Source organism: Staphylococcus sp. 11007852 (genome assembly GCF_011394325.1).
Classification (GTDB): domain Bacteria; phylum Bacillota; class Bacilli; order Staphylococcales; family Staphylococcaceae; genus Staphylococcus; species Staphylococcus agnetis.
This window is the reverse complement of record NZ_JAANBJ010000022.1, coordinates 19,486-42,046: the sequence shown is the minus strand read 5'-3', so window position 1 is coordinate 42,046 and position 22,561 is coordinate 19,486. Positions and strand designations below refer to the sequence as shown.

At 35.9% G+C, this 22,561-nt stretch carries 17 protein-coding genes; 13 read left to right on the top strand and 4 right to left on the bottom strand.

What is annotated here, in order from left to right:
• Nucleotides 1-109: 109 nt before the first annotated feature.
• The gene (kapB, locus tag G8Y85_RS06050) at nt 110-490 is read right to left on the bottom strand and encodes a sporulation phosphorelay system protein KapB (protein WP_060550660.1); all 381 of its coding nucleotides are present in this window, start codon (nt 488-490) and stop codon (nt 110-112) included.
• A gap of 73 nt (nt 491-563) precedes the next feature.
• Between kapB and G8Y85_RS06045 the strand changes: the two genes are divergently transcribed.
• The 8 genes from G8Y85_RS06045 to G8Y85_RS06010 all read left to right on the top strand — a co-directional run bounded on the left by G8Y85_RS06045 (nt 564) and on the right by G8Y85_RS06010 (nt 8,688).
• The gene (locus tag G8Y85_RS06045) at nt 564-1,166 is read left to right on the top strand and encodes a peptidylprolyl isomerase (protein WP_060550661.1); all 603 of its coding nucleotides are present in this window, start codon (nt 564-566) and stop codon (nt 1,164-1,166) included.
• A 27-nt stretch (nt 1,167-1,193) separates the two neighbouring features.
• Nucleotides 1,194-1,451, top strand: a complete 258-nt coding sequence (locus G8Y85_RS06040; protein ID WP_060550662.1) for a DUF1871 family protein — start codon at nt 1,194-1,196, stop codon at nt 1,449-1,451.
• Nucleotides 1,452-1,742: 291 nt separating this feature from the next.
• Nucleotides 1,743-2,933 carry a formamidase gene (gene fmdA, locus G8Y85_RS06035; protein WP_165805567.1) on the top strand — a complete coding sequence of 397 codons (1,191 nt, stop codon included), beginning with the start codon at nt 1,743-1,745 and terminating at the stop codon, nt 2,931-2,933.
• On the top strand, nt 2,933-3,199 hold the full coding sequence (locus G8Y85_RS06030) for an FmdB family zinc ribbon protein (protein WP_037566807.1): 267 nt from the start codon (nt 2,933-2,935) through the stop codon (nt 3,197-3,199). The genes fmdA and G8Y85_RS06030 overlap by 1 nt, the downstream gene beginning before the upstream one ends.
• Before the next feature lie 173 nt (nt 3,200-3,372).
• Entirely contained in the window at nt 3,373-3,762 is a 390-nt protein-coding gene (gene ygs, locus G8Y85_RS06025) for a S1 domain-containing post-transcriptional regulator Ygs (RefSeq protein ID WP_037566809.1), read from the top strand.
• Between the two features lie 550 nt (nt 3,763-4,312).
• Complete coding sequence (gene pruA, locus G8Y85_RS06020) at nt 4,313-5,857, top strand: L-glutamate gamma-semialdehyde dehydrogenase (RefSeq protein ID WP_037566811.1); 1,545 nt, start codon at nt 4,313-4,315, stop codon at nt 5,855-5,857.
• 225 nt (nt 5,858-6,082) lie between these two features.
• Nucleotides 6,083-7,285, top strand: a complete 1,203-nt coding sequence (locus tag G8Y85_RS06015; protein ID WP_037566813.1) for an ornithine--oxo-acid transaminase — start codon at nt 6,083-6,085, stop codon at nt 7,283-7,285.
• A 158-nt stretch (nt 7,286-7,443) separates the two neighbouring features.
• Complete coding sequence (locus tag G8Y85_RS06010; RefSeq protein WP_037566815.1) at nt 7,444-8,688, top strand: Glu/Leu/Phe/Val family dehydrogenase; 1,245 nt, start codon at nt 7,444-7,446, stop codon at nt 8,686-8,688.
• Nucleotides 8,689-8,814: 126 nt separating this feature from the next.
• On the opposite strand, the gene G8Y85_RS06005 is transcribed toward G8Y85_RS06010, so the two are convergent.
• From G8Y85_RS06005 to G8Y85_RS05995, 3 genes are all read right to left on the bottom strand, one after another.
• Nucleotides 8,815-9,756, bottom strand: coding sequence for a glycerophosphodiester phosphodiesterase (locus G8Y85_RS06005; protein WP_165805566.1), 942 nt, complete (start codon nt 9,754-9,756; stop codon nt 8,815-8,817).
• Nucleotides 9,757-9,904: 148 nt separating this feature from the next.
• Nucleotides 9,905-11,278 carry an argininosuccinate lyase gene (gene argH, locus G8Y85_RS06000; protein WP_103345745.1) on the bottom strand — a complete coding sequence of 458 codons (1,374 nt, stop codon included), beginning with the start codon at nt 11,276-11,278 and terminating at the stop codon, nt 9,905-9,907.
• Entirely contained in the window at nt 11,271-12,476 is a 1,206-nt protein-coding gene (locus G8Y85_RS05995; RefSeq protein WP_165805565.1) for an argininosuccinate synthase, read from the bottom strand. Before G8Y85_RS05995 ends, argH begins: the two co-directional genes overlap by 8 nt.
• A gap of 193 nt (nt 12,477-12,669) precedes the next feature.
• On the opposite strand from G8Y85_RS05995, the gene G8Y85_RS05990 reads away from it, so the two are divergent.
• From G8Y85_RS05990 to addA, 5 genes are all read left to right on the top strand, one after another.
• Nucleotides 12,670-14,001: a glucose-6-phosphate isomerase gene (locus G8Y85_RS05990; RefSeq protein ID WP_037566821.1), complete on the top strand. Its 1,332-nt coding sequence runs from the start codon at nt 12,670-12,672 to the stop codon at nt 13,999-14,001.
• 190 nt (nt 14,002-14,191) lie between these two features.
• Entirely contained in the window at nt 14,192-14,692 is a 501-nt protein-coding gene (gene lepB / locus G8Y85_RS05985; protein WP_082624710.1) for a signal peptidase I, read from the top strand.
• An 11-nt stretch (nt 14,693-14,703) separates the two neighbouring features.
• Nucleotides 14,704-15,276 carry a signal peptidase I gene (lepB, locus tag G8Y85_RS05980; protein ID WP_037566865.1) on the top strand — a complete coding sequence of 191 codons (573 nt, stop codon included), beginning with the start codon at nt 14,704-14,706 and terminating at the stop codon, nt 15,274-15,276.
• Between the two features lie 149 nt (nt 15,277-15,425).
• Complete coding sequence (gene addB / locus G8Y85_RS05975; protein WP_103345743.1) at nt 15,426-18,878, top strand: helicase-exonuclease AddAB subunit AddB; 3,453 nt, start codon at nt 15,426-15,428, stop codon at nt 18,876-18,878.
• Nucleotides 18,875-22,516 (top strand): helicase-exonuclease AddAB subunit AddA, encoded by a 3,642-nt coding sequence (addA, locus tag G8Y85_RS05970; RefSeq protein WP_165805564.1) that lies wholly within the window; start codon nt 18,875-18,877, stop codon nt 22,514-22,516. The genes addB and addA overlap by 4 nt, the downstream gene beginning before the upstream one ends.
• Nucleotides 22,517-22,561: the final 45 nt, after the last annotated feature.

Here is a 22,561-nt window from a genome sequence, read left to right as displayed (position 1 = left end):
CTTTTATTATACATGATTATGAATGCGAAGAAAATCAACCCTTACCGTGGCCAGAGTTGATTTTTAGGTTCTTTTAAATAAGTAGAAACTCGTCTTAAATGTCATAAAATTAATCGAATTTCATTTTGTATTGACGTTCATAATCTTTTTTTAATGCTTTTAAACACATCAGTGATTTTTGGTTATATAAAGTGTCATTAGATTTAAGTTTTGACTCTAATTGTGCTACAGCATGTTGAAGTGATTCTACGTAAGGCATGACGTCTACATCAAATGGTTTAAGTTTACTTTGTGTCGTGTAACGTTTTTCATATAAACTCAAAGCTTTACGCTCATGAAAAAAGACACCTTCAGCTTCATTAGGTGTATGCAAATCGCCTTGTTTAGGATGCTTAATGACTTGCAATACTTTAACCAATATTTGATCTTCTGTTCTTTCAACAATTTCAACACCGTATACACCGCTTTTATGTGCAAATCGGTAGCGCATAAATATTCCTTCCTTTCTTAAATATGTTAAGATATGTTTATATTTTAGTTTAACACGAATGGAGAAATGACAAATGACGAAATATCCTCAACTTACTAAAGAATTACAAGATAATGAAATTAAAGCAGTAATGCATACCAATATGGGTGATATGACTTTAAAATTATTCCCTGAGATCGCCCCTAAAACAGTGCAAAACTTCGTAGAATTATCAAAGAAAGGATATTATAACGGTATCACTTTCCATCGCGTCATTAATGATTTTATGATTCAAGGTGGTGACCCAACTGGTACAGGTATGGGTGGCGAAAGTATTTATGGTAGTCCATTTGAAGATGAATTCTCTATGGAAGCCTTTAACCTGTATGGCGCATTATCAATGGCTAATGCAGGTCCAGGCACAAATGGCTCACAATTCTTTATCGTACAAATGAAAGAATTACCAGCTCAAATGTTGAATCAATTACAAGATGGCGGATGGCCAAAAGAAATTGCTGAAGCTTATCGTGAAAAAGGCGGCACACCTTGGTTAGATCAAAAACACACAGTTTTCGGTCAATTAATTGAAGGTGAAAAAACGCTTGAAGATATCGCAAGTGTAAAAGTAGGTCCTGGAGATAAGCCAGCATATGATGTTGTAATTGAATCCATCGATATTGAAGATGACAACGCGTAATAAATTTAAAATAGAAGGTGAATATGTGTGGCCAATAACGATTTAAATATTCAACTCTATCAATTGTTATCTGAATGGAATCCTATGCAATTTGATGATAAAACATTAGGGGACGCGGAAGTGTATGAAATGATGGATGCTGTACATCAATTAGGAGAACCTACTGAAATTGCATACGCGTTTCAAAATATTTTTCGTTTTTCTTTTGAGGAAACATTATCGTATGACGTTTGCTTAGCAAAAGCACATGAAGCCGTCAATCTACAACAACAATGTAATATCTAAAAATAAACATTAATTTGAGTAAAATAATTTCATTGATACTTATTAAGTATAGCCTTCAAAATTCACTGTTTGGTGAGTTTTGAAGGCATTTTTAGTATGGAATGAGGCATAATAGGGTATCAACTTTTCAATAACATACGAGTAATTATATTGTGTTTCATAAATATAATTTTACAGAGATGATAAAGTGGCAATGTAGTGCATAAATAATGTGAAACTTCAGATTATTATAAAACTTTTAGGGTAATTTAACACTGTAGTAAAAATATCACATTATAAGGGGGCGTATGTATGCCGAAAACGTTATTTAGTGTTGATTTAAATAAAAAAATGGATGAGCAAGTACATCCGGGTCATAACAGATGGCATCCAGATATTCCAGCAGCATTTTCAGTAAATCCTGGTGAAGCGTTTCGAATGGAGTGTTTAGATTGGACAGATGGTCAAATTTCTAATGACGATAATCCTAATGATATTAAAACGGTCAATTTAAATCGTGTGCATGTGTTGAGTGGACCAGTTTATGTGAATCAGGTTCAACCAGGCGATTTACTCGTTGTTGATATTTTAGACATTGGCACCTTTCCGGAACATGAATGGGGCTTTAACGGCATTTTCGACAAAACGAATGGCGGAAGTTTTTTAGTAGATCACTATCCTAATGCACAAAAATCTATATGGGACTTCAATGGCATTTATGCAACAAGTCGTCATGTACCTGGCGTTGAATTTGCAGGGATTATCCACCCGGGACTGATTGGTGTGGCACCATCACAAGACATGTTAAATGAATGGAATAAACGTGAGCGCGCACTTGTTGATACTGATCCCAATCGCGAACCTGTATTGGCTAACCTTCCTACAGCCGATGCTGCGGTTTTAGGAACTCTGAAAGGAAAAGATTTTGAACGTGTTGCAAAAGAAGGCGCACGTACTGTTCCACCACGTGAAAATGGTGGGAATTGTGATATAAAAAATTTATCTAAAGGATCACGTATTTATTTTCCAGTATTTGTTGAAGGGGCTAAATTGTCGGTTGGTGATTTGCACTTTTCACAAGGAGACGGTGAAATCACATTTTGTGGCGGTATAGAGATGCCTGGATGGATTGATTTACGTGTGAATGTCATCAAAAATGGAATGGAAAAATATAATATAAAGAAAAATCCAGCATTTAATCCAGGACCTGTTATGCCAAATTACACGGATTATATTGTATTTGAGGGTATTTCTGTCAATGAATTTAACGGGAAACAAACATACTTAGATGCGAATACAGCTTATCGAAATGCATGTTTAAATGCGATTGAATTTTTGAAAACGCGTGGTTTTACAGGTGAACAAGCGTATATGTTATTAGGTACTGCGCCTGTTCAAGGTACTGTAGCCGGGATTGTAGATGTACCGAACGCATGTTGTACCATTGCTATCCCTAGAGAGATATTTAAAACAGGGGTCCTCCCAGAAATGGATGAAGATTAATGCCAAATTATACGTATTGTTGTCCAACGTGCGGTCCATTTACTGTTCGTCAATCGATACATGACAATCATGATGTTTATTGTTGTCCGTCATGTAATACGTATGCCCAAAGACAATTTCAAGCCTTTCAAACATATCGGTTAGATGCAAATTTAAAAAAACGTATAGAACAAGGTCAACAACCAAAAATCGTTAAAAAAGAGGCTATTGCGAAGAAGGCAACACAGCAAGCAACTCAGGGAAGACCTTGGATGGCTGGACATTAAAACGAGTAAAGAACGCGAAATCGTAATTGAAAAAAATGGTTGAACCATTAAAAAGTCATTGCAACATGAGACTTTTATAACGGAATTTGTTATTAACGATTTATAGTTATGATTCTAAAAAAATATGTGCTATGATGATACTGTTGAAGTTCAAAATTAATAAGGGGTTATGCATGTTGAAAAAACAGTATCGTGTTGGTCAACACATAAAAGTACGTGTGACTGGTATTCAACCCTACGGTGCTTTCGTTGAAACCCCTGACAATACTGAAGGATTAATTCATATTTCAGAAGTTATGGATGATTATGTGCATAATTTAAAAAAACTTTTATCACAAGGTCAAACGGTAAAAGCTAAAATCATTTCAATTGATGAATCAGGAAAGCTGAATTTGTCTTTAAAAGACAATGATTATTTTAAAAATTATGAGCGTAAAAAAGAAAAACGTTCAGTATTGGACGAGATAAAAGAGACCGAAACGTATGGGTTTCAAACTTTAAAAGAACGCTTACCATATTGGGTGAAACAGTCAAAGCGACGGATGCAAGACGAAGCCGAATAAAAAGAAGTGGAACATGATGTTTCCGCTTCTTTTTTTATCTTGAATGACCTATCCTATATGAATCTCAAAAGCCTATAAAAGTATGAATTGCTAAAGAATGTTTAGAAAAATGAAGTTAATTCAATTATTTATAATGAAATGATTACGTGTACAATTCGCTATTTTAGTATAGCATTACACACGAAAGTATATATGTAGAATATTACATAAAAAGCAACCTATTTAATCAGTTTTATATAACTATCTAAATGTTTGTATAGAAGGAAATATACAATTGATGTAAAGTTGCTATTTACCACAATTGTATTTTAATGACGGTCTAAATTTACACCTTTAAAGTGGTTGAATTTACAAGCATTAAACGCTATAATGCTTGTAAATGAAAGCGCTTCAATTCGAGCAGATTACTCGCTTTAGTGTATTAAAGAGATATCACATCGTAAAAATTGCGATAATTCAGTATAGCCTGAAAAAATCTTTTACATCCTAGTTGCGATATGTCATGATAATGATAAGTGCTTTCTCAAATTAAACAAGGGAGGATTTATAAATGATTCCATATAAACACGAACCATTTACAGATTTTACAAAAGAGGAGAATCGCGAAGCTTATTTCCGCGCTCTAGAAAAGGTAGAGAGTGAATTAGGTCAAGAGTATCCTTTAATTATTGGTGGAGAACGTGTATATACGGACGATAAAACTCGTGTGTATAACCCATCTAACCGTGAAGAAACGATTGGTTACGTTTCAAAAGCTTCAAAAGAACATGCACAAAAGGCGTTAGATGCTGCGAAAGAGGCATTCAAATCATGGAGAACAGTAGATCCTAAAGTACGCGCTAACATTTTATTCCGTGCTGCTGAAATTACACGTAAGCGTAAGCATGAATTTTCAGCTTTATTGTCTAAAGAAGGCGGTAAACCATGGAAAGAAGCGGATGCAGATACAGCAGAAGCAATCGACTTTATGGAATATTATGGTCGCCAAATGCTTGAACTTAAAGATGGAAAAAAAGTAAATAGCCGTCCAGGTGAATACAATCAATTTGATTATTTACCAGTCGGTGTGAGTGTTGTAATTTCACCATGGAACTTTGCTTATGCAATCATGGCTGGAACAACAGCTGCACCAGTTGTAACAGGAAATACTGTACTATTGAAACCATCTTCAAATACACCGATTATTTCATATAAATTTATGGAAGTTTTAGAAGAAGCAGGTCTACCTAAAGGCGTTGTGAACTGGATCCCTGGTTCATCTAGTGAAATTGGTGACTTCTTAATTGAAAATAAAGATGTAGGCTTAATTTCATTTACTGGCTCTAAAAACGTTGGTAAAGAAATTATTCAAAAAGCAGCCGTTATCCAAGAAGGTCAAAACCATATTAAACGTGTAATTGCTGAAATGGGTGGTAAAGACGCGATCATTGTTGACAATGAAGCAGATTTACAAGTGGCTACAGATGCGATTGTTTATTCAGCGTTTGGCTTCTCAGGTCAAAAATGTTCTGCATGTTCACGTGTTATTGCGCACCAAGACATTTATGATGAGTTATTAGAGCGTGTTAAAGCTGAAACTGAAAAAATTAAAGTTGGTAATGCTGCAGAACCAGACACATATGTAGGTCCTGTAATTGACCAAAAATCTTTAGATAAAATCAAAAAATACATTGAAATTGGTAAAGAAGAAGGTCGTATTGTAACAGGTGGCAATACTGATGAAGAAAAAGGTAATTTCGTTCATCCAACAGTTATCGCAGACTTAGATCCTAACTCACGTATTATGCAAGAAGAAATTTTTGGTCCGGTTGTTGGATTTACTAAAGTTAAAGATTTTGATGAAGCGATTGATGTCGCAAATGATACTGAATATGGTTTAACAGGTGCAGTTATTTCTAATAATCGTATGAAATTAGAACAAGCACGCCGTGACTTCATGGTAGGTAATTTATACTTTAACCGTGGATGTACAGGTGCTGTAGTAGGTTACCAACCATTTGGTGGATTCAAAATGTCAGGTACAGACTCTAAAGCTGGTGGACCAGACTATTTAGTACTTCACATGCAAGGTCGTACAGTTTCTGAACATTTATAAAATTACTAAATTGAATACGATACGCATAAAGTCTCAATGTGTGCTTAAGGTACAATTACGTTATATAGACGATAGCGTTTGTTGATAACCATTTGGCGATGTAATACTTTATGTTTTTAAGGTAGGGTAAGCCATCATATATTCGATCAAAACAGTGAAATGGGTGTTTTGTTTCGTTAAATAGGTTGGTTTACCCTTTTATTAATTAAAAAAGGGGCGTTTAAAGTGACGAATCAATCAGAACAAATTATCGAACTTACAAATCATTATGGTGCACATAACTACTTGCCACTCCCAATTGTGATTTCAGAAGCTGAAGGTGTATGGGTGAAGGATCCAGAAGGCAATAAATATATGGATATGCTCGCTGCTTACTCTGCAGTGAACCAAGGTCACCGTCATCCAAAAATTATTCAAGCACTTAAAGACCAAGCGGATAAAGTAACGCTTGTGTCTCGTGCATTCCACAGTGCAAACTTAGGCGAATGGTATGAAAAAATTTGTAAGCTTTCAGGTAAAGAAAAGGCACTACCAATGAACACGGGTGCAGAAGCGGTTGAAACAGCATTAAAAGCTGCACGTCGTTGGGCGTATGATGTTAAGGGTATTAAACCGAACGATGCTGAAATCGTAGCAATGGTTGGAAACTTCCATGGCCGTACGATGGCACCAGTGTCATTGTCCTCTGAAAAAGAATATCAACGTGGTTATGGTCCGCTTTTAGAAGGATTCACAAATGTTGAATTTGGAAATATTGAACAATTAAAAGAAGTGATTAATGAGAACACGGCTGCAGTTTTAATTGAGCCTATACAAGGTGAGGCAGGCATTAATATTCCTCCTAAAGGTTATTTAAAACAAGTACGTGAATTATGTGATGAACATAATGTTTTATTTATTGCTGATGAAATTCAGGCAGGTTTAGGCCGTACAGGTAAGTTATTTGCGACAGACTGGGATGAAGTAAAACCTGATATTTATATTTTAGGAAAAGCATTAGGTGGTGGCGTATTCCCGATTTCTGTTGTACTTGCTGACAAAGAAGTGCTAGACGTCTTTACACCAGGCTCACACGGTTCAACATTTGGAGGTAACCCACTGGCATGTGCGGCATCCATTGCTGCGTTAGATGTTATCGTGGATGAAGATTTACCAGGACGTTCACAAGAACTTGGAGAATATTTTAAAAATGCATTATTAGACATTGATCATCCATCCATTAAAGAAGTACGTGGACGTGGCTTATTTATTGGTGTTGAATTAAATGAAAATGCGCGACCATATTGTGAACGCCTTAAAGAAGAAGGTATTTTATGTAAAGAAACACATGATACCGTGATTCGTTTCGCACCACCTTTAGTCATTACTAAAGAAGAGCTTGATTATGCCATTGATAAAGTGAAAAAAGTATTTGCAGAATCTAAATAACATTTGTTTGCATAATGGAATTTTTTTAAAATTCCATTGATATAATAACTATTTTTTATACTTTTATACTAGACCTAAAAGGCTTTAAAAAAGTATTGCTTATGTTACAATGACTTATGTAAGCGAAAACAAAGTAGGAAAAAGAGGCGAAATGGATCATGGCTGAAAAAAACAATCTAGTGACGTCAACTCAAGGTATCATTAAAGAAGCAATGCATAAATTGGGTTTCGACGATGGTATGTATGAGTTGATTAAAGAACCTTTGAGATTTTTAACAGTTCGTATTCCGGTGAAAATGGATGATGGAACGGTAAAAACTTTTACAGGGTACCGTGCGCAACATAATGATGCTGTAGGACCTACAAAAGGTGGGGTACGTTTCCATCCAGATGTTGATGAAGAAGAAGTAAAAGCACTTTCTATGTGGATGACTTTAAAATGTGGTATCGTCAACTTACCATATGGCGGTGGTAAAGGCGGTATTGTATGTGACCCACGTCAAATGAGCATTCATGAAGTTGAACGTCTGTCAAGAGGGTACGTACGTGCAATTTCACAAATTGTTGGACCGACTAAAGATATTCCAGCACCTGACGTATTTACAAATTCTCAAATCATGGCATGGATGATGGATGAATACAGTCAAATGGACGAATTTAACTCTCCTGGTTTTATCACAGGGAAACCGATTGTGCTTGGTGGTTCACAAGGACGTGACCGTTCAACAGCTTTAGGTGTTGTTATTGCAATCGAAGAAGCTGCAAAACGTCGTGGTAAAACAATTAAAGATTCACGTATCGTAATACAAGGATTCGGTAATGCAGGTAGTTTCCTAGCTAAATTCCTATATGATCAAGGGGCTAAAATTGTAGGAATTTCAGATGCTTATGGTGCATTACACGACCCAGAAGGTTTAGACATAGATTATTTACTTGATCGCCGTGATAGTTTTGGTACCGTGACTAACTTATTCGAAGATACCATCTCAAATAAAGAATTATTTGAACTTGATTGTGACATCTTAGTACCAGCGGCGATTGCAAATCAAATCACTGCTGATAATGCTAATGATATTAAAGCCGAGATTGTTGTAGAGGCTGCAAATGGTCCTACAACACCTGAAGCAACTAAAATATTAACTGACCGCGGCGTATTACTTGTTCCAGACGTGTTAGCAAGTGCTGGTGGCGTTACAGTATCTTATTTCGAATGGGTTCAAAATAATACAGGTTACTATTGGACAGAAGAAGAAGTGAATGAAAAACTTCGTGAAAAATTAATTACTGCTTTTGATACAATTTATAACTTATCCCAAAATCGTAAAATCGATATGCGTTTGGCAGCATACATTGTTGGCATTAAGCGCACTGCAGAAGCAGCTCGTTACCGTGGTTGGGCATAATACATGTGAAAACCGCAAAGTGGAGAGAACCACTTTGCGGTTTTTTTTGTCAATAAATCGCTTTTTAAGCAAACATTTGTGGAAGCATATACTAAAAATGAAGTTGCTTGTGAAAACATCATAATATTAATGTTTAATAAGGTTACTGTATAAATCAGGATAGTTAGTGAATACGCCTGTTACGCCATATTGATTTAAGCGTTTCATGTCTGGTACTGTATTAACGGTATAAGGGTGAATATAGAAACCTAAGTCTCTTAAATGTTTCGTGTTTTGCGCATTTAAGTCATGATAGTCAGGACCAATACCAACAGCATACTGTTTTACTGTTTGTAAATCTTTATCCGTCATCGCTGTTAATTGACCTACATCTGTCAATTGAATAAGTGGAATGTTCGGATTGAGTTTGTGCGTTTTTTGTAAACTTGCTTGTGAAAATGATTGAATGACAACTTTACCATTAGTAAGAAAGTTTTTCTTATCTAAACGATATTTATGCATAGTTTGTAATAATTTTTCTTCCATACCTGGATAGACTTCAGGGGATTTTGTTTCAATGTAGAAATTCGTACGCTTACCGTAGCATTTAAAAATTTCATCGAGTGTAAGTACTTTTTGGCCAACATATTTTGGATTTTTATATTCAGGATGAGCTTGATTAAACCAACTGCCTGCGTCTAACTGTTTTAATTGAGCAAGTGTTAATTGATCAACACGACCTGTACCATTCGTTGTACGATCAACTGTTTCATCATGCATGGCAACGAGGTGCCCATCTTTAGTCATTTGTAAATCGATTTCTAAAAAGTCAGAACCCATTTCATTGATACTTTTATCATATGAAGGGATGGTATGTTCTGGTGCATAACCACTGGCACCACGGTGACCAATTGTTACATGTTTTTTGTTTAAGACGTTATGTACACTTGGAGATAAAGGAGTAGCTTGATTATGATTTGCAGCGCTTTGTGAAGAGCCCGCATCAACTTGAGAAGGTATTGTGATGCCTCCAATCATTAAAGATGCGACTAAACTTGAAGAGATAATTATTTTTGAATAATGCTTCATGATAAATCCTCCTTAATATTTATGGTAATGCTCCTTTAAATTATAGTATATAATATGCAAACACAATAGGATTTAACAATAATTATAAGTCTTAAAAATAAATTAAAAAAGCTCCGTTAACATTAACGGAGCTTTAATAATATTGATATTAAATCAAAGTTTTTGCTACAGAAATTTGATGTTTCACGGCATCCTGACCTGTAGAACCATAACTTTTTCTACGTTTTACCGCTTCAGCAGGTTGTAAATACGTATAAATATCTTTATCGATGGCGTGATGATGTTGTTTATAAACGTCAAGTGGCACATCTAATAAAAACATCTCATTTTGAATGCACCATAATACAATTTTACCTACGATTTCATGAGCTTCTCTAAATGGTATGCCTTTTACAACAAGATAATCTGCGAGTTCAGTGGCGTTGGAGAAGTCAGACTTAACCGTTTGTGTTAAGCGTTCGGTATTCACTGTCATACTTCCTACCATTCCGTCGAAGATACGTAAAGAGCCTTTAAGGGTGTGTATTGCATCAAATAGCCCCTCTTTATCTTCCTGCATATCTTTGTTATATGCTAGCGGTAAACCTTTTAGAGTCATAAACAAGCTCATTAAATGACCTGTAGTTCGTCCCACTTTACCACGTATTAATTCAGCCATATCAGGGTTTTTCTTCTGAGGCATGATAGATGAACCAGTTGAAAATGCATCAGATAGTGTAACAAATTTTGCTTCTTCAGATGACCAAAAGATGATTTCTTCCGCAAAACGAGATAAGTGTACCATAGTCAAACTGATTGCATGCAGCGTCTCAACAATATAATCTCTATCGCTTACAGCATCTAAACTGTTTTCATAAATCGACGCAAAACCTAAAAGTTGTTGCGTTTCGTGACGATCAATAGGATAGGTTGTACCACTTAAAGCTGCTGCCCCAAGAGGGGAAATGTCGATACGTTTTAAAGCGTCTTTGAAACGTCCTTTATCACGCTCTAACATCCAAAAATACGTCATTATATGATGCGCAAAAGATATCGGTTGCGCACGCTGTAAATGCGTGTAACCAGGCATAATGGTTTCGACATGTTCATCTGCTAAGTTAACAATGGTTTTTTGAAACAATTCGATCGCTTCAATGATTTGTTTTACTTCTTTTTTAGTATACAGATGCATGTCAGTGGCAACTTGATCGTTTCGGCTTCTTCCGGTATGCAATTTGCCACCAACGGCACCGATACGTTGAATGAGTTCATGTTCAATATTGAGATGGATGTCTTCTAATGAAGTTTGAAATTCAATATTGCCATCGTGATAATCTTTTTGAATGGCTTTTAAACCATTAATGATTGCTTCGCTTTCTTTTTGTGTCAGTACATTTTGATGGTAGAGCATCGTAGCATGTGCAATGCTCCCCTGAATGTCTTCATCAATTAATGTTTTATCAAAATGAATCGATGCATTGAATGCATCGACCCACGCTTCAGGTTTTTCCTCAAAACGACCGCCCCAAGCTTTTTTAGTCATTTTGATAACCTCCATTTTGCATTGCGTTGACTTGTGTAGGTAAACCATAAATATCAATAAAGCCAACAGCAGATGATTGATTGAACGCATCTTCCTTCGTATATGTTGCGAGTTGCTCATTGTATAACGTGTAATCAGATTTTCTTCCATTAGCAATTGCGTGTCCTTTAAATAATTTCACACGTACTTCACCCTTGACATTTTGTTGCGTTTGATCTACAAATACTTTCAATGCATCTGTTAAAGGTGAGAACCATAAACCATTATAGACTTGCTCAGCGAATTGTTTTTCAATAATTGGTTTAAAATGCGCTACGTCTTTTGTTAATGTAATGGATTCTAACGCTTTATGTGCAGTTAAAATGACTTCTGCACCTGGTGTTTCATAAACTTCACGTGATTTGATACCGACAAGTCTATTTTCAATGTGATCGATACGACCAATACCATGCTTACCTGCAACTTCATTTAAATGTAAAATGAGATCATCTAGTGCATAAGCTTTTCCATCTATATGAGTAGGGATACCTTTATTAAATGTAATTAATATTTCTTCAGGCGTATCTGGAGTATCTTCTAATTCATTTGTTAAATCAAATGCATCTTTAGGCGGTGCGACAAATGGATCTTCTAAAACACCACATTCATTACTACGGCCCCATAAGTTTTGGTCAATAGAATAAGGTGATTCTTTGCCAATCGGTACAGGGATATTATGTTTTTTTGCATAATCGATTTCTTCTTCACGACTCCATCCCCATTCTCTAACAGGTGCGATGACTTTAAGGTTTGGATCCAATGCTTTAATAGCGACTTCAAAACGTACTTGATCGTTACCTTTTCCAGTACATCCGTGCGCAATCGCGTCTGCATTGGTCGCATGCGCGATTTCTACTAACTTTTTAGAAATCAATGGACGTGATAGTGCAGATACTAATGGATATGTTTGTTCATACATTAAGTTCCCTTTGATTGCATAACCAACGTAATCTTCACTAAATTCTTTTGTTGCATCAATAACATGAGACTCGATAGCACCCATATCTAACGCTTTTTGGTAAACGACATCTAAATCTTTACCTTCACCAACGTCTAAACAACATGCTACAACCTCATAACCTTGATCGATAAGCCATTGAACAGCTACACTTGTATCCAATCCACCAGAATATGCTAATACTACTTTTTGTTTATTCATTTCCTATTCCCCCTACGTATGTCGTTAAATTGTATAGCACTTACTATACCACAAATGATTTATTATGCAAGTATGTAAATAAATATACATATAAAAAGTCATCGAATCGTCATTATAAACGATGTTTGAAAATTGAAAATGTATGAAAATCCTAGTAAAATAACGATAGTTAGATATTTAGGAGGCGCAGTGCATGACACATATTCAATTAGATTATCAAAAAGCGTTATCATTCTTTGAGCAACACGAAATCGATCAACAAGCTGACCTTGTTAAAAGCGTACACCGTACGATTCACGAGGGCACAGGAGCAGGTAGCGACTTTTTAGGTTGGGTCGATTTACCAGTTGATTATGATAAAGCGGAATTTGCTCGTATTCAAAAATCAGCGGAACAAATTAAATCAAATTCTGACGTATTGGTTGTCATTGGAATTGGTGGATCGTATTTAGGTGCGCGTTCAGCAATTGAAATGTTAACACCAGCATTTAAAAAAGATAAAGATACGCCTGAAATTATCTTTGCAGGACATCATTTATCGTCAACATATACACAAGAACTGATTGATTATTTAGAAGGCAAAGACTTTTCTGTGAATGTGATTTCTAAATCAGGTACAACTACAGAACCTGCAGTCGCATTCCGTCTTTTCAAAAAATTATTAGAAGATAAATATGGTAAAGAAGAAGCAGTGAAGCGTATTTTTGCTACGACAGATAAAGAAAAAGGTGCTTTAAAGCAACTCGCTACAAATGAAGGGTATGAATCATTTATTGTCCCTGATGATGTGGGCGGTCGTTTCTCTGTTTTAACAGCTGTAGGTCTTTTACCAATTGCTGTTGCAGGTATTGATATTGAGGCAATGATGTCTGGTGCAGCTTCAGCACGTGAAGAATTAAGTTCTGATGATGTAACACAAAATATTGCGTATCAATATGCAACTATCCGTAATATTCTATACAGTAAAGGCTACACGACAGAGATGCTCATTAACTATGAACCATCTTTACAATATTTCAATGAATGGTGGAAACAATTATTCGGTGAGTCTGAAGGTAAAGACTTAAAAGGTATTTATCCATCAAGTGCGAACTTTACGACAGACTTACATTCATTAGGTCAATACGTGCAAGAAGGACGTCGTTTCTTATTTGAAACGGTATTAAAAGTCGAGTCACCGAAACACAGCATTACAATTGAAAAAGATGAAGATGATTTAGATGGACTGAATTATTTAGCAGGTAAAACGGTTGATGATGTGAATACAAAAGCATTTGAAGGGACTTTACTTGCGCATACTGATGGTGGCGTGCCAAACTTAGTTGTTAAAGTACCACAATTAGATGCGTTTACGTATGGTTATCTTGTTTACTTCTTTGAAAAAGCAGTTGCAATGAGTGGCTATCAATTAGGCGTAAATCCTTTCAACCAACCAGGTGTGGAAGCTTACAAACAAAATATGTTTGCTTTATTAGGTAAACCTGGATTTGAAGATAAAAAGAAAGAACTTGAAGCGCGTTTATAGAATGTAAACTATTAAATGAAAAAAATACAGGGGGTAAGTTGACGTGAACAACGTCGATGAACCGCCTGTTTTTGTTGTTAGCGTTTCCCTTTCTCATTCTTAAGTTGGATTACACCATGAATCAAATACAGTATAATAAATAAACTTAAATTTTAGAGAGGTGCGCCAGTTGAAAAAGAGTATAAAATATATGATATCTGCGTTCTGCGCCTGTATAGTGATATTCATTATGATTCTTTTTATCATCGTACCGTTCCGAGTGACATCGCATCAATGGACACCTATGATACAGCAAGGTGATCGTTTTTTAATTAATCAACTTGCGCCACGTCTCAATACCATTGATTATAAAGATTATGTGGTTTATCGCAATAAAGACCAATTTAAAATTGGCCGTGTTATTGGTAAGCCAGGACAATCTATTGCAATACAAAACAATGAATTGTATATTGATAATCAACGTGTTAAAGATACGCACATTGAACAGTTGCATATTGGTTCATGGGCATCTCGTCGTTTATCACAACAAGAAAGTGATATTATAGCGCCCGGACAATATGTGGTATTGCAACATAATTCGAAAGGTCATAATACCGAACCATTTGGAACTGTGCGTAAAAATGATATAATAGGTACGATTTTACTTCGTTATTATCCATTTGAAAAAATAACTTTAAATTTAGAGGACTAGAGGTGTCAGGATTGAGAAAAGAAACGATGGAATGGTTGGTGTCCATAGGTTTAGCATTATTAATCGTAGGCTTGTTATACGCCTTTGTGATAAAACCTTATAATGTTAAAGGGGATTCTATGGACCCGACGTTAAAAGATGGGGAACGTGTGATTGTAAATAAACTTGGAAAAACATTCGGTCATTTGGATCGTGGTAATGTCATTGTTTTTCACGCCGATGAAAATAGTGATTATGTGAAACGAATTATTGGTGTTCCAGGAGATCATATTGAATATAAGCATGATGTGTTATATGTGAATGGTAAAAAAACAGCAGAGCCGTATTTAGATTACAATATGAAACATAAAAATTATGAAGAGATTACAGGTTCTTTTAAATCATCTGACTTACCAAATAGTGGCGGTCAATACAAAATCCCAGCAGACAAGTATCTTGTGTTAGGTGACAATCGTGAAGTGAGTAAGGATAGTCGCGCGTTTGGTTTAATCGATAAAAAGCAAATCGTAGGGAAAGTGTCATTAAGATTCTGGCCTTTCAGTGAATTTAAAGTGAACTTTAATCCAGAAAACACTAAAAATTAATACGATAAAGTGTCGGAGAGTAGGATAGAAATGAAGATGATTTCTAATCCTGCTCTTTTTATATTGAATTCATATGAGTGCGGTAGAGCAAATTGAAATGAGAGTGCTATAATAAGCGTAAATGTATACGTAATAAAAGGGGTGAGGACATGTTTCGTGCATTTCTAGGTCGTGCAGGAACGGGTAAAAGTACGGCAATTCTAAATGAAATTAAAAACAAATTACAAGCACAACCATTAGGCGATCCCATCGTGCTAATCACACCGATGCAAGGGACGTATTTGTATGAGCAAGCATTAGTAAATGATAGTGCTCTAAAAGGGAGTATGCGTGCAGAAGTATTACACTTTGAAAGGTTGAGCCACCGTGTTTTTCAAGAATTGGGTGGCGTGCATGAAACACGCTTGTCAACAAATGCAATTGAAATGATGTTGTATGACATTTTACAAGAACAAAAAGAAAATCTTAAGTTATATCATGCTCAAACCGCTTATCTCGGCTTTAGCACGAAAATGAGAGAGCAAATTCAAGACTTTGAAAAATACGACGTTAGTGCTGACATGGTAGAAGCGGCTTCGAATGATGAAACTTTTGATCGTCGTACACGAGATAAATTGCACGACATTGCCCTCATCTATCATCAACTCAATCAACGCTTATCCGATACTTTTATAACACCGGAAGCGCAAATGAATCGATTTATTCAGTTGATTCCAAATTCAACGTGGCTAGCGAACGCAGATATTTATATCGATGGTTTTCACAACTTTTCAACACAAGAATATCAAATAATCGAAGCACTTGTGAAGCACACTCAATCAGTGACAATCAGTTTGACGACCAACGGAGATATGGATGCATTTAGTATGTTTCGAAAACCGTCAGAATCGTTGCAACATATAGAGGATATTGCGACAAAATTAGATGTAACGTTGCAGCACTCATATTTTAATGAAGTATATCGATTTCAAAATGATGCTTTAAGACATTTAGAAAAACATTTTGATGCTTTAATTCCTGAACAGTCATCAACGGACGCTACGTCGCTTCGCATATTAGAGTCACCAACAACTCGAGATGAAGTCAATGAAATTGCACGACGCATTTTAAAAGATGTGCGTGAAGAAGGTTATCGTTATAAAGATATTGCCATTTTATACAGGGATCCTAGCTATCCCTATTTGTTAGATGCGATTTTACCGCAATTTGATATTCCTTATAGTTTAGATATTAAAAAATCGATGACACATCATCCTGTTATGGAAATGTTACGCGCACTCATCGAAGTCATTCAAACGACATGGCAATTCGATCCATTAATGCGATTACTAAAAACAAATGTATTAACTCGTCAATATGATGATAGTTTACATCGCATTGATATACTCGAAAATTACGCTTTAGAACGTGGCATCTATGGAAAACGTTGGCTAGACCCTAAATATTTTACTATAGACCAATTTGAAAAAATGGGGATTAAACATAAAAAGTTAAATGAAGACACACGTGCGTTATTTGAACGTGTGATAGCTTTAAAAGACAATGTTTTCGAAAAATTACTTACGTTTGAATCTCGATTGACAGAAGGGCAACATGCATGTGACTATGCAACAGCATTTTATGAAGTAATGGAAAATTTCGAGTTGCCACATCAATTAATGACTGAACGCGATATACTTGATGAAATGGGAAAACATACGGAAGCTGAAGAAATAGATCAAATATGGAATGGCTTTAGCCGTGTATTAGATGATGTTGTTGCTGTATTTGGGACGCAAGCGATGTCATTATCTCGTTTTTTAGAAATATTAGATGTAGGCTTGAATGAACTTGAATTTTCAATGATTCCACAAACACTTGATCAAATTACAGTTGGCTCTATGGATTTAGCTAAAGTGGACAATAAAAAACATATTTACATGATAGGTATGAATGATGGTGTTATGCCACAAGCCTTATCTAGTAAAAGTTTAATATCAGATGATGAGAAAAAACATTTTGAAGCTGTGACACATACGCCGTTGAGTCCGACCGCTGATATTTTACAAATGGATGAGGCGTTTGTATGTTACCATGCGATGACACGTGCGACGCATGCACTTACACTTAGCTACAGTCTTATGGATAGTAGCGGTAGCGAAAAGGAAAAAAGCCCATTTCTAAACGATATGATTCAGTTATTTCAGCAATTAAACGTAACATCCATCGTACGTGAACATGAACGTAACACGTTGTCACTGGTTGCACATCCCCATCAAACGAAAGTGCATTTATTTGAGGCTTTAAAATCAGCTTTAGAAGGCGAGCTCATTTCTGATACTTGGTATGCAGTTAATGCTGTGATGGCGGCACACACTTCATTATCTCAAGGGTTAGACCATTTGAAAACAGCATTAACGTATCGTAATGAGACGGTAACCCTTAATCAAAACCTTACACAAGCGTTATACGGTAAGACAATTAATGCGAGTGTTTCAAGGTTCGAAGGCTATCAAAGTTGTCCATTTAAACATTTTGCATCACACGGGTTAAAGTTAAATGAACGTTCAAAATATCAATTACAAAGCTTCGATTTGGGTACCATTTTTCACGACGTTTTACGCTATATCGCTGAAAAAGTTGAAGGTCGATTTAGTCAACTTTCAGTTAAACAAATACAACAGCTCACTGAAGAAGCATTAGCGTATTATTTACCAGAAGTGCAATATAATCTACTCAACTCAACGTCGTATTATCAGTATTTAGCACAACGCATCGGTGCGATCATTCAAGCGACGTTACAAGCGTTAAAACATCAAAGTGAACAATCGCAATTTAGACCTATTGCATTTGAAAAGGCATTTAGAAAGAAACCGAGAAATGAGGAAGAATTGTTTGCGCAATCACTTCAAACAAGACAAGGTATTCCTATTAACATTCGAGGACAAATTGACCGAATTGATACGTATGAAACGCATGATAAAAGCTTTATCAATATTATTGATTATAAATCCTCAACATCGAGCGCTTCTTTAGATTTAGTCAAAGTGTATTATGGGCTTCAAATGCAAATGATGACCTACATGGATATCGCACTACAAAACAAAGCAAGATTAGGTTTAGCTTCAGATGTTAAACCTGGTGGCTTCTTATATATGTATGTGCATAAATTTAAAGACGATAAAAGAACATGGTCGGATTTAAGTACAGATAAATTAACGACCTCTTTCTTAAAATCGTATCAACTCAGTGGCTTATTGAATAGTGATCCTGACGTCATTGAAGCCTACGATAAACGATTAATAGGTGGGTTTAGTTCGGATGTTGTACCACTTCGTCTCAAAAAAAATGGAGAGCCATATAGTTCAAGCAAAGTGGCGGATGAAGCCACCCTTTATAAATTAATGCAACATAATAAACGTAATTTTGTAGATATCGCTTCAAATATTATGGACGGTCATACGGAAGTGGCCCCTCTAAAATATAAAGAAACACTACCATGCCGTTTTTGTAATTACCAATCAGTATGTCATGTGGATAGCTTAATAGATTCACCAAAGTATCGTACGGTAGATGAAAAAATCAATCCGTTAGACTGTTTAAGAGAGGAGGAAGATGAATGACGATACCTGAAAAGCCCAAAGATGTTCAATGGACGGATGCCCAATGGGAAAGTATCTATGCCAAAGGTAAAGATGTACTTGTAGCTGCAGCAGCAGGATCAGGTAAAACAGCTGTTTTAGTAGAACGGATTATTCAACGCATCCTTAAAGATGGTATCGATGTAGACCGTTTACTTGTCGTAACATTTACAAATTTAAGTGCGCGTGAAATGAAGCATCGTATCGAAGCACGTATACATCAAGCCGCACTTGAAGACCCTTCCAATCAACATATTAAAAATCAATTGGCGAAAATACATCAAGCTCAAATTTCTACATTGCACAGTTTTTGTTTGAAATTGATTCAACAACATTATGATATTTTGAATATAGACCCCAATTTCCGAACGGCAAGTGAAGTTGAAAATGTACTCCTTTTAGAATCGGTGATTGATGAAGTCTTTGAAGCACATTATGCGCAACTTGACCCACACTTCGTTGATTTAACAGAACAAGTCGGCTCGGATCGTAATGATGAACGCTTGAGACAAATCGTTAAAAGTTTGTACTACTTTAGCGTCGCCAATCCTGAACCTGAAAAATGGTTGGATCAACTCGATGCCCCTTATATCGAACGGCATATGCAAAGTCATTATCTGAACATTATTAATCAATATAGTTTGCTTTACTTAAAGGCAGCTCAAGATGCCATTGAACAATCATATGCACAGTTAGAAGTATTAGGAGACCTAGATAAACACATTGTTTTTATAGATGAGCATCGGCGTGGGTTACAACAACTTTTGTCTGAATCACAAATCAATAAAAAGAAACTTCAAACGTATGAAATTGGGCGCATGCCTACGAAACCTAAAGACATTGGTAAAGATGAGATGCAAAATGACATGTATGAGACATTTAAAGCGCATTTTGATCAATTTAAATCATTTATGTCGAAAGTTAAAGATGAACTTGTAGCACGCGATGATGATGCACTTGTAGATGAACTTGCGCATTTAGCACCGCGCGTACGTTATTTAAGTCAATTAACTAAAGATGTGATTTCGACTTTTAACAAAGCCAAACGCGAACGCAATCTGTTAGATTTTACAGATTACGAACACTTTGCATTAAAAATTTTATACGATGCATCGGGGCAACCTTCAGAAATAGCAGATGTTTACCGACAAAAATTTGAGGAGATTTTAGTCGATGAATATCAAGATACAAATAGAGTGCAAGAGCAAATTATCTCAAGTTTTAAACGTGGTGATGCCTCAAATGGTAACTTGTTCATGGTGGGTGATGTGAAGCAATCTATCTATAAATTTAGACAAGCAGATCCAAGTTTATTTATTGAGAAATATCAAGCGTTTAATCAACCTGATGGGTCTAGTGGTTGGCGCATTGATTTGTCTCAAAATTTCAGATCTCGTAAAGAAGTTTTAAATACAACCAATTACTTATTTCATCATATGATGGATACTGAAATAGGCGAAATTGAGTATGATGCTGCGGCAAGATTATATTACGGCGCACCGTTTGATGATGCTGATGTCCCTTTACATTTTAATGTCCTTCTTGAAGATGAATCCAGTGACTTGACTGGTTCTGAACAAGAGGCACATTTAATTGCAGAACAGGTAACTTCTATCATTAATACAAAAAAAGTATACGATGTGAAAACGAAGCAGTATCGACCAGCGACGTATAAAGATATCGTTATATTAGAGAGAAGTTATAGTAATGCCCGCAATTTACAACACGTATTTAAAGATAGGGATATCCCATTATATGTGAATAGTAAACAAGGCTATTTTGAACAAACGGAAATAAGGCTAATGTTGTCGTTTCTAAGAGTGATTGATAATCCACTTCAAGATATTTATCTCGTTGGTTTGATGCGTTCTGTTATTTATCAATTTACGGAAGACGAATTAGCTGAAATTCGAGTCGTGTCACCGCATGACGATTATTTTTATCAATCCATCCAACATTATATGAAATCAGAAGATGCGCAACCTAACATACTTGATAAGTTATCGCGATTTATGAATGATTTGTCTATGTACCGCACATACAGTCAAAGTCACCCGGTTTACCAATTAATCGATAAAATTTACAATGACCATTATTTAATTCAGTATTTTAGTGGCTTAATTGGCGGAAAAGGGCGACGTGCGAATCTTCATGGACTGTTTAATAAAGCAGTTGATTTTGAACAATCTAGTTTTAGAGGTCTATTTCAATTTATTCGTTTTATCGATCAAATGATTGAGCGTGGGAAAGATTTTGGTGAAGAAAATGTGATAGGTCCTAATGACAACGTGGTGCGTATGATGACCATTCATAGCAGTAAAGGATTGGAGTTTCCGTTTGTAATTTACTCTGGACTCACACGTGACTTTAATATGACAGATTTAAATCAGCCTGTTATTTTAAATCAATATGAAGGTTTAGGGCTACAATATTATGATGAGACACACGGTTTGTTTTATCCATCGTTGATATCAATGAGTATAGAATTAGTGAATCGTAAAGAAATTATTTCCGAGGAAATGAGACTTATTTACGTCGCATTAACACGAGCGAAGGAACAACTCTTTTTAATCGGTCGAGAGAAAAAAGAAACTAAGTTAAACGCTTTAACCCAAGCCTCTATAGCACATGACAAGTTGACGTCATTATACCGTTTTAATGCACGGAATCCTTTCGAATTGATTTACAGTATTTTTAGCAAGTATCACAATACCTCTTTGATTAATGATTTAAGATTTAAAGATGAACAAGAGAATGACACCTCGCTTACGCCGTCAATATCAGTGCATCATATTCAAGCATCAGATGTCTTACCACAAACACAACATGAAGTGTCAGGGGTGAATCTAGAGACGCTTGAAGTAGAGACGAATCAAGCGACACAAAACGCGTCGCTCATCCAAGAGGTTGAAAACCGACTATTATTCCAATATCCTTATGAACACGCGCAGCATTTAGCATCTAAACAATCCGTATCAGAATTAAAGCGTCAACTTGATACTGAACAAGCAGACACCAATTATGATCGTGTCCGTCAATATCGGTTAGGGGTTGCAACATATCAACGTCCCGCGTTTTTAGAGTCTCAAAAACGTACAGCATCAGAAATTGGAACATTAATGCATACTGTGATGCAACATTTGCCTTTTGATGAGCATAGACTTTCTGATGAGGCGTTACAGCAATACATTGAATCACTCGTGATGCGTGCCATTATAACTGAAGATGCAGTGAAAGATATACGCATAGAAGAAGTGAAACGATTTGTTCAAAGTGATTTATATCTTACTATTGCACAAAGTGATATGCTGTATCGTGAATTACCTTTTATCGTAAATCAGCACGATATGGAAAAAGGCACGCATGAAACTGACGCAGCAATCATACAAGGGATGATAGATGTTGTCTTTGTTAAAGATGGGAAACATTATTTTGTAGATTATAAAACAGATGCTTTCGTGAGACGTCGAGGCATGACAGAAGAACAGGTAGGCGAACAGCTTAAAAACAAGTATCAAGTTCAGATGAAATATTATCAAAAAGCTTTAGAGACAATTACTGGTCAAAAGGTCTCGGGATATTTATATTTCTTTAAGTATGGCGCATTAGTAATAGATTAAATTAAAAGGTTAACTGTGTGATTTATCTGAAATTTTCGTTATAAT

Coding starts and splice junctions, on each gene's coding strand:
- lepB (WP_082624710.1), top strand. CDS start 14,192: ATGATATCTGCGTTCTGCGCCTGTATAGTGATATTCATTATGATTCTT.
- argH (WP_103345745.1), bottom strand. CDS start 11,278: ATGACTAAAAAAGCTTGGGGCGGTCGTTTTGAGGAAAAACCTGAAGCG.
- pruA (WP_037566811.1), top strand. CDS start 4,313: ATGATTCCATATAAACACGAACCATTTACAGATTTTACAAAAGAGGAG.
- fmdA (WP_165805567.1), top strand. CDS start 1,743: ATGCCGAAAACGTTATTTAGTGTTGATTTAAATAAAAAAATGGATGAG.
- G8Y85_RS06030 (WP_037566807.1), top strand. CDS start 2,933: ATGCCAAATTATACGTATTGTTGTCCAACGTGCGGTCCATTTACTGTT.
- G8Y85_RS06010 (WP_037566815.1), top strand. CDS start 7,444: ATGGCTGAAAAAAACAATCTAGTGACGTCAACTCAAGGTATCATTAAA.
- addA (WP_165805564.1), top strand. CDS start 18,875: ATGACGATACCTGAAAAGCCCAAAGATGTTCAATGGACGGATGCCCAA.
- kapB (WP_060550660.1), bottom strand. CDS start 490: ATGCGCTACCGATTTGCACATAAAAGCGGTGTATACGGTGTTGAAATT.
- G8Y85_RS06045 (WP_060550661.1), top strand. CDS start 564: ATGACGAAATATCCTCAACTTACTAAAGAATTACAAGATAATGAAATT.
- ygs (WP_037566809.1), top strand. CDS start 3,373: ATGTTGAAAAAACAGTATCGTGTTGGTCAACACATAAAAGTACGTGTG.
- G8Y85_RS05995 (WP_165805565.1), bottom strand. CDS start 12,476: ATGAATAAACAAAAAGTAGTATTAGCATATTCTGGTGGATTGGATACA.
- G8Y85_RS05990 (WP_037566821.1), top strand. CDS start 12,670: ATGACACATATTCAATTAGATTATCAAAAAGCGTTATCATTCTTTGAG.
- addB (WP_103345743.1), top strand. CDS start 15,426: ATGTTTCGTGCATTTCTAGGTCGTGCAGGAACGGGTAAAAGTACGGCA.
- G8Y85_RS06005 (WP_165805566.1), bottom strand. CDS start 9,756: ATGAAGCATTATTCAAAAATAATTATCTCTTCAAGTTTAGTCGCATCT.